Origin of the sequence: Bradyrhizobium sp., assembly GCF_035570375.1 — a bacterium.
Lineage (GTDB): Bacteria > Pseudomonadota > Alphaproteobacteria > Rhizobiales > Xanthobacteraceae > Bradyrhizobium.
On record NZ_DATMLW010000196.1, the window covers coordinates 12,305 to 24,520 of the forward strand.

Below are 12,216 nucleotides of genomic sequence, written 5' to 3' on the forward strand. Positions count from 1 at the left end.
AGGCTTGTCGTCAGGCTCGTGCTGGTAAGTGGCGTGCTGTCGGCCTGCAGTGTCTCTGCGCTTTCGCAAGGCACTGCAGCCACCGGCAATCACGTGGCCGTCAGCCTCGTCGGCGAAACGGCCAATGTCGTTCCGGGCCGTCCATTTCAGGTAGCCTTGCGGCAGGAAATTCAACCCGGTTGGCACACCTATTGGTCGAACCCTGGAGACGGGGGTCTTCCGACGGCGATCAACTGGTCCCTTCCAAAGGGATTTGTGGCCGCACCTATGCTTTGGCCAACCCCTGAACGATTTAAGGTGGGTCCGGTCGTCAACTACGGATATGAAGGCGAGGTCTTGTTACCGATCTCGATCGACGTACCGCCTGGCCTGCGACAGGACTCTACCGTTACGCTCAACGCCCATGTCAGCTGGCTTGCGTGCTCGGATATTTGTGTCCCCGAGGAGACCGACGTCAGCTTGTCCGTACAAGTTGGAGAAATGTTGCGGCCCGATCCGCTCTGGGCCGGAGCCTTCGCCACAACGCGGGCCAAATTGCCCGTGGCCAACCCATTCCCGACCACGACGACTTCCTCAAACGAGGAAATTACCGTTCGCGTCGCAATGGGGGATGCGACCCGGCTCAGCGATGTAAGCTTCTTTCCGCAGGACACGGACGTCATCGACGATGATGCCGCTCAGTCCGTCACAGCCGATTCGCACGGGCTTTCGATCGTTCTGAAACGCAGCAAATCGAAAAAATTGCCCGCCGCGCTCAGAGGAGTTCTTTCCTACCACGATCGGGCTGCTCAAGCGGACAGCGCTTCGCCTGCCATTTCGATCTCGGCGCCATTTCAGTCGCCGCCTGAAATAGATGACGCAAGTGTTGGCTTCGCGGCTGCGATTCTGTTGGCTTTCCTCGGCGGAATTGTACTGAACTTGATGCCGTGTGTGCTGCCAGTGCTTTCGATCAAGGTGCTGTCGCTGCTCGAGCACGCCGAATTGACGTCGCGTCAGATGCGCCTTCAGGGCCTTGCTTATGGTGGAGGTGTTCTCGTCAGTTTCGCGGTGATCGGTAGCGCGCTGATGGGTCTGCGTGCTGGAGGCGCGGCGGTCGGATGGGGATTTCAACTGCAGTCTCCCCTTTTTGTCGGACTCCTGATTTATCTGCTTTTCGCGGTTGGCCTGAATCTTTCAGGCGTATTTTCGATTGGAAATCGGCTGGCCGGCGTCGGCTCCCATTTGTCTCAGCGCTCGGGGTATTCGGGATCTTTCGTGGGTGGAGCTCTCGCAACGATTGTCGCTACGCCTTGCACTGCGCCGTTCATGGCCGCCGCGGTAGGTTATGCGCTAACCCAGCCCTGGTATAAATCCCTCGTCGTTCTTGAGGCCATCGGGTTCGGACTGGCTTTGCCTTATCTGATTATCACCTTTGTTCCTGGAACTCGTCGCATCCTGCCAAAGCCTGGGCAATGGATGCTGCAGCTCAAGGAGGTCCTTGCGTTTCCTGTCTACGGGACCGCAGTTTGGCTCATATATGTTCTCTCTCAGCTGGCAGATGCGTACGCGATCACGGTGACGCTGTCCGGACTTGTGCTGATCGGCTTCGCGGCGTGGCTCTACAACGCCACGTGCTTGAGCGACGATAGATTGCGACGTTGGGGAACTGGCCTGTCGACGCTGACCGTCACGGGCGCGGTCGGCCTGCTTCTTTTGGTTGACGAGAGCGGTCCATTGCAGGCTCTGCAGGGCGCGTCAAACACGGGTAATATAGAGTGGCAATCTTTCACCCAGGAGAAGCTGGAGACTTTTCGCTCAAGGGGCAATTCGGTTTTTGTCGATTTCACAGCCGCCTGGTGCATCACCTGCAAGGTAAACGAACGGATCGCACTGGCTGATCCGGCTGTGGCCGACGCCTTTCGAAGAGAAGGAGTCGTGGCACTCAGGGCCGATTGGACCCGACAGGATGCCGAAATTACGAAGATCCTCGAGATGAACAACCGAGCCGGCGTGCCGCTCTATTTGTTCTACCCCCACCCAGCGGCAAACGGTGACAAGAAGCCGCCCGTCGTTCTGCCACAGATCCTCACGGTCGCTACCGTCCTCCGTGAGGTGCAGGGCCAGCAGTAAGAGCAGGCATCCAGGGATAATCTGGTCAAAAGGTCCGACCGGGCCCAGCGGAGATACGCTCCGGATCACGCCGCGCCAACAAAACTGGGCACTGGTCAGATGCCAGGGCGTTCTTTGATCTGGTGTATCTTCAGCCGGAGAGCTACCTCGCGAGGTCTTTACGCCCGATCGATGCGCCCGACGTAGCACCCCCAACGCGCATGATGGACGTGGAGATAGGAGATCTCACGGTTGCCAAGGAAGCGCTCGGCCAAATCGCCTAATTGCGAGCCTTGCACTGCGTCAGCTGCAACAATGTAGTGACGATCGTCGAAGGCACGGACCGACATCAATCGAGGCAGCATTTGCTCCGGAATTTCGTCGTACCCAATGTATTGTCTTTCTGCCGACTCTCGCACGAAGATCGGGCTGATACTGCGATAAGGAGAGGTCTCGGCCTGGACCGGATATGACAGGAGAAGGACATTTTCTCCGGGTCTGGCGACATCGAGGGTTATCCTGCACGGATAGTCGTTGTTGGGGCCGGTTCTCCTCCGCTCGATGCCTCTCAGCGACAACTCTTCGTCGCTAAGCCCGAATAGTGGCTTGAAATTCTCAAGTGGTAATCCCGAGAGACAAAAGGACATGTCCATCTCCGTTTCGGCTTTTCAGTCACTCCGAAGGTAGCTGAAACATGGCGCTCGCAAGCGAGCCACCCGATTTCCGGAAAACGGCAGCAGGGGTTCTGCAGGCCGGCCCCCCGCCCGCGATCGGACCGCACCAATTTCGCGCCAGAGCGACCTGAAGCAGGACGCAGGCAATCGATCACGCCGCCAGCGGTCGCCATTTTCCCAGAAATGCGGGGGGTGCCGGAGTGCAGCTGGCTCTTGGGTCGGCGGTGGTGGAACAGACAGGAATGTAAAGCGTGCAAGGCGTGGCGGAAGACGCACGGCAAGTCGTATGCCGAGCTTTGGCTGCGGGCGGTTTGGGGCGCGCCACAAACTCCCGACTTCGGGACTTATGGTTCGGATCAGAGGACTTGGGTGGGCGCGTAGTGATTTCCGCCCGCGCATCGGCCTTGTCGTGAGCTGCAGCCGGCCGCGCCGAATTGCTCCTGAACGATATCTCAATTGGCATCGGCAGACCGACGGCCATAAAGCACGCGAACGGATTTGGGCTGACGCATGATGCTTCGGCCGTCTGCGATGGCGGTTGACGGCTGCAGCCGACCAAGGTCAAGGCCAGCGCGCCAATAAGAGGCGTCCTCACGCAATCCTCCGGGAGAGGCTGAGTGCCGCCGCAGCTCTTGCTGCACTAGAAATTTTTCGCGCTGATGTCGCATCAATGATGCACGGAGATTAAAGGCGAATTAAATCCGAGCCGTTCGCAGCCCGAAGGTCCGGCATGGTTACTTCTTTGTGGCTGAATTGGCCGCGACAATGCATTGCGCCCGCGCTCGCCACCATTTCGCTTGCGATTACTTCTGCCCGGACTGATTCTGGTTCTGCGCCGCGTTCGCCTTGTTGGCGTCGGACTTGTTGGCCTCGTGATGGCCGATCACGCAACCGGCGGCCGCGCCGAGCTTGCCGTGCCCTGCCATGTGACCGGCCACGCCACCTACTACCGCACCCTTGATGCATCCCTTGGCATCGGCCGGGTGTATCGAGACGGTTGCGATCGCGGCCGCAAAGACGGTTGCAAGCATCCACTTCATGACTGTTCTCCGAATATGAAATTCGAAGGCTCAATTCGCTGGAGCGAACGCGAGTTCCAGGCAGGTCGGATTTTTTGGATGGTCAGCGCAAGGCGCAATCGATCTCAAACGCGAAGGGCATCGCTCGCGTGAGTGAGCGTGGGCTTGCGTTCACTTCTGCACAGAAGTTCCAATCCATGCACCTCGCCAATTGTCTTGCCAGGGCGAGCCGCGGCTTCACATCAAGCCGCATGGTTTGAGCGGTTTTCCGCCTCAGACGCGCCGGCGTCGACGATGACGCGGTCAAGGTTCGACGCGCTCGCCTCGCACATCACCTGCGAGACGATGTTGCCCGACTTCTCGAAGGCCGCGGCCAGCGATTCGAACTGAGCCTTCGCGCGATGAAGCGTCGTGACCGGCACGAGAACATGCGTATCGCCACAGGCCTTGTTGGCAAGGTCGGTTCGCGCCGCGGCCAGCTGCGCCTCGGCTTCCTCGGCTCGGCGAAGCAGTTCCCCCTGCTTTTGTTCCGCCTCAAGCGCGACTTCGCTCAGCCTCAGCTCGGTCTCCGACAGTTGCGATTTCAGGGCCGTCATTTCACTCTCGAGCCCAGCCGCCCTGCCTTCGAGCGCCATGCGCAGTTCCAAATTGGTATCGCTCCGAACCCGTTCGACCCGGAGAAGTTCGTTCGACTCTTTCAGCTGGTCCATCTGCGCTTCCAGGAGCCGCGCGGCGCGCAGCAGATTTTCCGAATTGCTGCCACGAGACATCAACTCGGCAAACCGGTGCAGGAACCGCAGGATTTCTGCGGTTTCAGGAACTTCCTGGGGGGTTGTGATCGAGACAGTCATGAAATCCGGGCGGAAAGCAATCGCGCGCATTTCATCAGGACGAAGTACGCCTGAAATAAGGCTCGCAGGCAAAAAACGGGCGAGTGATGAATCGTTGCAACGACGGGCTAAAGACACGGTCTCTCGTCACTGGATCGCCGCAGGATTTCAAATTATTTTGGTTTTTGTGCAGCGTTTTTTCGAAATGCGCGAGGCGTCCGGGCAGAGTCTTCCCGCTCACGCCATCGCCAGTCGCTGCCGCGAGCGGATCAACAGCGCCGCCATGATGATGATGTTGAGCGCGTTCCAGGCGAGCCCGTTGACGAAGGCTGCCGCGTATGAGCCGGTCGCATCGAAGATCACGCCGGAAATCCAGCCGCCGAACGACATCCCGAAAACGGAAGCGAAGATGATGATGCCGACGCGGGTCGCGGCCTCCGCTGCCGGCATCGCCTCGCGAACAATGATGGCGTAGCTAGGCACAATACCGCCCTGAAACAGGCCGAACATCGCCGAGATGATGTAGAGCGAAGTGAGGCCGTCGAAGAACAGATAGAGCAACAGCGCCGTAGCTTGCGCGATCGAGCCGACAAGAAGCGTGCGGATGCCGCCGATCTGATCGGCAAGGAAGCCCGAGCCGATCCGGCTGATAATGCCGAATCCCAGCATCAGCGACAGCATTTCGGCGCCACGCGCCACGCCGTAACCGAGATCGCCGCAATAGGCGACGATGTGAACCTGGGGCATCGACATCGCCACACAGCAGGAGATGCTCGCAAGCGACAGGATCGCGGTGAGAGAATTGGTGGAAAGCCGCAAATCGACACCAGGCGGCGGCGCATCGATATGACTGCGCCTTGTGCCCGCGCCCATCAACATGCGCAGCACCCCCAGCGCCAGCGTCATGGCGATTGCCGTGAAGATGCCGATGATAATATGGGTGGTACGCCAGCCCGCCGACTGAATGCCCCAGTTCACGATCGGCGGCCAGATCGTGCCGCCGATATAGTTGCCGCTCGCGGCCAGCGCGACAGCAAGCCCGCGGTAGCGATCGAACCAGTGCGAGGCCTCCGCCATCAGCGGTCCGAACGTCGCCGACGAACTCAGCCCGATGGCAAAATGCACGAAAATGAATTGCCAGATCGAGGACGACATCGCGGCACCGATATAGCCGAGCCCGAGAATGCCGACACCGACCGCAATGGCGGCGACGATGCCGTAACGGTCGGCGATCTTTCCGGTCAGTACCCCGCCGGAACCGAAGCCCAGAAACACCATGGTGAAGGCGAGCGAAGCGGTGCCGCGCGAAGCTGCAAATTCTGTCTGCACCACCGGCAGCGCGACCACGACCGACCACATGCCGACGCTGCCGAGCGAGCCGATCAGCACCGCCGTGGCGAGGCGCGTCCATGCCCGGCGCGAGTCGGGAATGAACAGGGTCGGGCTTTTCGGGGGGTAAAAGGCGGTATCCACGGCGGGGCGAAACTTCCTTGGCTTAAGCCTAAAGGTCAACCACCATGGCGCGATATTGGGCATGCAGATGCACCGTAACAGAGGATGGCATGGCCCGGTCCGGAGCGATGCGGCATCGAACTACGATGGGCAATTGCACCCATCGGGTCGCAGCCCGAGGCCAGGCTTTTTCCGGATCAGGCTTTAGGTCCATGCGGGCGCCGCCGCAAATCAGCGTTGGTCGCGGTCAGCTACAGAAAATCTATTGCAACTTTGCCCGCCGATGCTGCGATAATGTCCGCGCCATGACCTACACCCTGCCACCAATGAATCCGCTGCGCGCGTTCGAAGCAGCCGCGCGCCATCTCAGCTTCAAGCTCGCCGCACATGAGCTGCACGTGACGCCGGGGGCCGTCGGCCAGCAAGTGAAGGCGTTGGAGGACCGGCTTGGTGTGCGTCTGTTCGAGCGGCTGCACAAGCAGCTGACGCTGACGTCCGCGGGGCGGGACTACGTGGCGTCGGTACGTGACGGATTCCGCTGCATCGCCGACGCCACGGCGCAGTTAAAACCGCCCGGAGTTACTGGGATCTTGACGATTGGAGTGCATAACCGGTTCCATCGCGCGCGGCTTGGCGCGGACCGTTTTCGCGCCGCGAATCCGACAATCGGCCTTCGCATCGTCGAGCCGGCCGGACTGCACGAGCTCGTTGAGGGCAAGATCGACGCGCTGGTCGACCGCAGCCTCGGTCACCACCCCGGCTATCGCTGCGATCGTCTCGACGCTGGTTCCGGCGTTGGCGACTGCCTGATCTGCCCAGAGGGGACCGCCGACTGCCCGGAAATCGAAAGCCTGCGCGCATGGCTCCTTGGCGCCGACGCCGCCAAGCGTTTCCCGAAGGTAGTCGCGCGGGCGAACTAACCACTCTGCCATTGATCGGGCCGTGCAAGCGCGGACCTGTTGGACCATTCCCGGAATGACAGGGCCGATTGCGTGCCATTAACCCTTTGCTAACCATACACCGGGCAAAAATTGCCTAGTGGTCCGATTCTAACATTCGCATCCCTTCTCAGCGGGCCCTTTTGCGAATGTTGGAATCGTAAGACCACTGGCAAATATAGATCGCCAGTGGAGTTTTGGATTTGACATTCGCTGAACGAACCCGCGGGCAAAGGCGGGGAGCGAATGTCAAATCCACTCCACCAGGTTAGCGAAGTTGAGTGTCGTCAGCCGCGTTAGATACGGGGAGTACCCGTGGACGCCAGTGCGGTGCCTCACTTTCGAAACGGCGGCCCTGCGGCCGCCGCCCAGACGTTTGGCGCGCGTGAACGGCACTCGCGGGGGGAAGCAAGTACCATGGTCGATGTCACGGCGGGTCAGGGCGGGACGACACCGGCGAGTGGGTTTCCAAGTCTGACGGATATCGGCACCATGCTGAAGCGCGGCGATCTGGCGCTGGCGTTCGGCATCCTGACCATCCTGGTCGTGCTGATCCTGCCCCTGCCCTCGATCGTGCTCGACCTGTTCCTGGCGATCTCGATCATATTGTCGATCCTGATCCTGATGACCTCGCTCTTCATCCAGGCGCCGCTGGAATTCTCGTCGTTCCCGACCGTCCTTCTGATTTCGACCATGCTGCGGCTTTCGCTCAACCTCGCTTCCACGCGACTGATCCTGTCGCGCGGCCATGAGGGCACCGATGCCGCCGGCCACGTGATCGAGGCCTTCGGCAGTTTCGTGATGGGCGGCAATTTCGTGATCGGGATTATCGTCTTCGCGATTCTCGTGATCGTGAACTTCGTCGTCATCACCAAGGGTTCGGGACGCATCGCTGAAGTCGCCGCGCGTTTTCATCTCGACGCCATGCCCGGCAAGCAGATGGCGATCGACGCCGATCTCTCCGCAGGACTGATCGACGAGAAGATCGCCAAGGAACGCCGCAAGGCGCTGGAAGACGAGAGCGGCTTCTTCGGCGCCATGGACGGTGCGTCGAAATTCGTGCGCGGCGATGCGGTCGCCGGCCTGCTGGTGGTTTTCATCAACATCATCGGCGGCATCATCATCGGCGTCGCCCAGCAGAGCCTGACTTTTTCCGAAGCCGCCCACACCTATACGCTGCTGACCGTGGGCGACGGCCTGGTCACGCAGATACCTGCTCTGATCGTCTCGACCGCGGCGGGCCTGTTGGTGTCGAAGGCCGGCGTCACCGGCGCTGCCGACAAGGCGCTGATGAAGCAGCTCTCGGGTTATCCGCAGGCGCTCGGCATGTCGGCCGGCGTGATGCTGGTGCTCGCGCTGCTGCCGGGCATTCCCATGATCCCGTTCCTCGCCCTTTCCGGCGGCGCGGCGGCGCTGGCGTTTTCGGCACGCAAACACAAGCGCGCGGCCTCGGCGGCGGATGCCGGCGCAGCCGCGGCTCCCGCTGCCGCGGCAAGCGCAGCCACTGAGGAGCCGATCTCCACGGCGCTCAAGATCGACGATCTCAAGATCGAACTCGGCTACGCCCTGCTGCCGCTCGTGAATGGTCCCGACGGCACCGACCGGCTGACCGAGCAGATCAAGGCGCTGCGGCGTTCGCTCGCCATCGAGATGGGTTTTGTGATGCCGTCGGTGCGGATTCTCGACAATGTGCAGTTGGAGGCCAACACCTACATCATCAAGATCAAGGAGGTGGATGCCGGTACGGGCCGGATCTGGCCGAACCAGTTCATGGTCATGGACCCCGGCGGCAACCAGGTGGACGTGCCCGGCATTCACACCACCGAGCCCACCTTCGGATTGCCCGCGACCTGGGTTGACGCCGGCCTCAAGGAAGAAGCATCGCTGAAGGGCTACACCGTGGTCGACGCCGCCACCGTGCTTTCGACCCATCTCACCGAACTTCTCAAGAACAACATGTCGGACCTGTTGTCCTATGGCGAAGTGCAAAAGCTGCTGAAAGATCTGCCGAAGGAACAGGGCGAACTGGTCAAGGACATCGTGCCGTCGCAGGTGACGGTCTCCGGCATCCAGCGCGTTCTCCAGCTGCTTCTGGCCGAACGTATCTCGATCCGCGACCTCTCCACCATCCTCGAAGGCATTGCGGACGCGCTCGCCTTCTCGCGCAACCCGGCAACCATGGTCGAACATGTCCGCGCCCGCCTCGCGCGCCAGATCTGCGCCCAGAACACGACGCTCAACGGCTACCTGCCGCTGATCGCGCTGTCGGCGAAATGGGAGCAGGCCTTCGCCGAGTCACTGATCGGCCAGGGCGAAGAAAGGAGCCTGGCCATGCAACCTTCCAGGCTCTCGGAATTTATGACTGTGGTGCGCGAGCGCTTCGAACAGGCAGCGCGCGACGGCGAGTCGCCGGTGCTGGTGACTTCTGCGGCCATTCGACCCTTCGTCCGCTCGCTGGTCGAGCGCTTCCGGGCGCAAACGACGGTGCTGTCGCAGGCAGAAATCCATCCGCGCGCCCGGCTGAAGACGGTCGGCAGTATCTAGGTAGTTCACTCCCGAGGCCCCTCAGGCGGCGAAGCCGAGGCAGGCCCGTGAGGCGTGTTTTTGCGCCACAGGCAAATGTTTTCTCATTTCGGTCGAGTTCCATGGCGATTTCACCCATCGCGCCGGATTAAATAGTAAGATATTGCAAAGCTTGCATTTTTTTAAATACCTGTTAATTTCTTTAAAAATCTCGGTCGCGGGAAATCACGTGTGATCACTGGCTTGTGATCACCCCTTAGGAAACGAAGGGCGATTTCCTACGTTTCTTAGCGCGAGATCATGAACCTGTCGGCGGATGCGCCATACCAATTCCGTAAGGCAGGCGGGAGGCTTCCGTGAACCATTCGATCTATAGCGCAGATCGTTCGACCCATCTCAAGGTCGTGGTGGTCGCGCTTGTAGCGGGAATGGCCATCGTTGGCTTCGGCATCTCGGCTCGCAGTTCTTCAGATGACGGCTATGCGCAGAGCGCGCGCGTCATCAAGGCCGGCAAGCCCGTTGCGATTACGAGTTCGAACACGTCGATGGTGAGGTAAGCAAACAGTTTCGCGAATTCACGTGGTCCTTTACCAGCCCCCCAAAGAGCCACGTGGATGTTTGGAAGACCCAACTACCCCCAAGTTGGCTAGACGACCGAAAACGCCCGCTCCCCACGGGCGTTTTCTTTTTGTGTAATCGCCTGAAAAAATCTCTGGTGCGCCGGTAGCGGCACGAACGCTTCGGTCCCCCCTCCCTCTAAGGCGTAGGACCTATTTCGGTTGAGGAGGGCTCCTGGTTGGTCGGTCAACCGCCGGTTTGCACGCCATGCTATTTCGGCGGATGCTTACACTTGGTTCCTCTCTCAAAGCCATCTGAACGGTGTCGCCAACCTTGCCGTCGAAGATGAGGCAGGAACCATCACCAATGCTCCATTTCGATTTCTTCAGGCAGATTGTGTGCCGCTGCATTTTCGGGTTTGAATTTCACTATTGACTGCAGACTGGGGGCTTTCGATAGAGCACAATCAGTGCGAGACCCTTTTAGCAACGTCGCCCCCACCCGACCGTCGCTTCGCCACGGCACCCTCCCCACGCTTTCGCGGGGGAGGGATGAAAAGCTTCCGCTTCAGCGCGCAGGCGGTACGGTTTCGATCAGTCTGCCGCTGAACACCGGCGCGGAAGTCGGAGCGCCGTCGGCAGATCCTCCGGCCTGCTCGACCGTCACGGCGAAGGTCGCGCCCTTGACCATCTCGGCATCATAGGACGAAAGCACCGGACGCGAGGTGAACTCACTTCCTCCGATCACGCCAAGCGAGCGCGGTTTTGGCAGCCTGTCGGAGATTAGCCACAGTTCGAAACTCTTGCCCGGCTCGGCCGACGCGCCGACCCTGCGAACGGTGAAATTCCTGGTGGCGTTGTCGACGGTGAGGATGAATGCGGGCGAGCCACCTTCCTTCTGCAATACGGCGACATATTGGCCCGACGGCGCCGGTACGGGCGGCGCCTTCGCTTCGACAATCTGTGTCCGCGCCCGGGGACGCATGCGGTCCGGGAGCAGATCCGGCATTGAAAGCCCGACACCGATGATCGCAACCAGCGCCGCTGCGATCGCGGAAGCGACACTGGCAATCGTGCGCCAGCGCCTGGCATTGGCGACGAGGCGAATGACGTTGGAGTCTTCCGCCGCCTGGCCCTCGACGGGAGGGGCGACCGCAGGCGCCGGCGTTTCGGGAAGCACCAGCGGCGCCCGCGCTTCGGAATGACCTATCGCAGCTCTGATCCCCTCCCAGACCTCGGGCCGCGGTTCGACCGATCCGACCATCTGGTTGAGGGCGCCTAGCTTGTGCTCCCACGACCGGACCATCGCCGTGAAGTCCTTGTCGGCGGCCATCATGGTCTCGACCTGCGCCCGCTCGTCGGCGTCAAGTGTGCCGAGAGCATATTCCGCCGCGAGCGCGATATCGTCGTCGCTGTAAGCCATCATCTCAAAGTCCGAGGCACTCCCTGATATCCATCACGCTGCGCCGGAGCCATGTCTTCACCGTATTCACCGGTGCCTCGAACTTCTCCGCCAGCTGCTCACGACTCCAGCCGTTGTAATAGGCCAGCAACACGAGCTTCTGCCGATCCGGCTCCAGACGGCCGATGCATTCGAGCAGCCGCTTCAGCTCTTCGCCCATTTCACGGCGCGCCAGCGGATCGGGCGAGTCGGCGGCCACTTCCATCGCCGCAGGCTCCTCCTCGATCGAGGCTTCGCCGCGCTTGCGCACGACATCGATGGCGCGGTTGCGCGCAATCGAAGCCATCCACGTGATCGGCGATGACTGGCCGGGATTGAATTGCCCGGCGCTGTTCCAGATCCTGACGTAAGCTTCCTGAATGACTTCCTCCGCGAGATCCTGCCGTCGCAAGATACGAAGCACCACGCCGAAGAGTTTCGCGCGCGTAGCGGCGTAAAGGCGCTCAAAAGCGGCCTCATCGCCCTTGGCCACCGCGGCAATCAGCCAGACCAGCTCAGCTGGCGTCAGCATTCTGCGTCCCCAAAAATCGCGCTTGCCCCATCGCGTCCTTTGCCCCCCGCGGCAGTCGTCCACCCGTGTGGTATCACATCTTGGGCCAAATCGTTCCACCAGGCCAGCGACGGCGGCCCTGTGGACGAGGCCGGCGAGCAGCAGCAATCGCAGGCAAGAACG

The 12,216-nt window shown here is 60.8% G+C and carries 10 protein-coding genes; 4 read left to right on the forward strand and 6 right to left on the reverse strand.

The window, feature by feature from the left end; all coding sequences use genetic code 11:
- Positions 1 to 93 precede the first annotated feature (93 nt).
- On the forward strand, positions 94 to 2,109 hold the full coding sequence (locus VNX23_RS20845) for a protein-disulfide reductase DsbD family protein (protein WP_325633103.1): 2,016 nt from the start codon (positions 94 to 96) through the stop codon (positions 2,107 to 2,109).
- Between the two features lie 158 nt (positions 2,110 to 2,267).
- Here the strand turns inward: VNX23_RS20845 and VNX23_RS20850 are convergent, their stop codons facing one another.
- The 4 genes from VNX23_RS20850 to VNX23_RS20865 form a co-directional block, all read right to left on the reverse strand.
- Positions 2,268 to 2,741 (reverse strand): DUF1203 domain-containing protein, encoded by a 474-nt coding sequence (locus VNX23_RS20850; RefSeq protein ID WP_325633105.1) that lies wholly within the window; start codon positions 2,739 to 2,741, stop codon positions 2,268 to 2,270.
- An 824-nt stretch (positions 2,742 to 3,565) separates the two neighbouring features.
- Complete coding sequence (locus VNX23_RS20855; protein ID WP_325633107.1) at positions 3,566 to 3,802, reverse strand: hypothetical protein; 237 nt, start codon at positions 3,800 to 3,802, stop codon at positions 3,566 to 3,568.
- A gap of 221 nt (positions 3,803 to 4,023) precedes the next feature.
- The gene (locus tag VNX23_RS20860) at positions 4,024 to 4,662 is read right to left on the reverse strand and encodes a hypothetical protein (protein ID WP_325633110.1); all 639 of its coding nucleotides are present in this window, start codon (positions 4,660 to 4,662) and stop codon (positions 4,024 to 4,026) included.
- Between the two features lie 186 nt (positions 4,663 to 4,848).
- Positions 4,849 to 6,084 (reverse strand): MFS transporter, encoded by a 1,236-nt coding sequence (locus VNX23_RS20865; RefSeq protein WP_325633112.1) that lies wholly within the window; start codon positions 6,082 to 6,084, stop codon positions 4,849 to 4,851.
- A gap of 284 nt (positions 6,085 to 6,368) precedes the next feature.
- Between VNX23_RS20865 and VNX23_RS20870 the strand changes: the two genes are divergently transcribed.
- The 3 genes from VNX23_RS20870 to VNX23_RS20880 all read left to right on the forward strand — a co-directional run bounded on the left by VNX23_RS20870 (position 6,369) and on the right by VNX23_RS20880 (position 10,081).
- Entirely contained in the window at positions 6,369 to 6,983 is a 615-nt protein-coding gene (locus tag VNX23_RS20870; RefSeq protein WP_325633114.1) for a LysR family transcriptional regulator, read from the forward strand.
- A 333-nt stretch (positions 6,984 to 7,316) separates the two neighbouring features.
- Positions 7,317 to 9,545, forward strand: coding sequence for a flagellar biosynthesis protein FlhA (flhA, locus tag VNX23_RS20875; RefSeq protein WP_325633116.1), 2,229 nt, complete (start codon positions 7,317 to 7,319; stop codon positions 9,543 to 9,545).
- Between the two features lie 335 nt (positions 9,546 to 9,880).
- On the forward strand, positions 9,881 to 10,081 hold the full coding sequence (locus tag VNX23_RS20880; RefSeq protein WP_325633118.1) for a hypothetical protein: 201 nt from the start codon (positions 9,881 to 9,883) through the stop codon (positions 10,079 to 10,081).
- Positions 10,082 to 10,649: 568 nt separating this feature from the next.
- Here VNX23_RS20880 and VNX23_RS20885 read toward each other — a convergent pair.
- Both VNX23_RS20885 and VNX23_RS20890 read right to left on the reverse strand, forming a co-directional pair.
- Positions 10,650 to 11,504, reverse strand: a complete 855-nt coding sequence (locus VNX23_RS20885) for an anti-sigma factor (protein ID WP_325633151.1) — start codon at positions 11,502 to 11,504, stop codon at positions 10,650 to 10,652.
- Between the two features lie 4 nt (positions 11,505 to 11,508).
- Positions 11,509 to 12,054: a sigma-70 family RNA polymerase sigma factor gene (locus VNX23_RS20890; RefSeq protein ID WP_325633119.1), complete on the reverse strand. Its 546-nt coding sequence runs from the start codon at positions 12,052 to 12,054 to the stop codon at positions 11,509 to 11,511.
- Between the last annotated feature and the right edge of the window lie 162 nt (positions 12,055 to 12,216).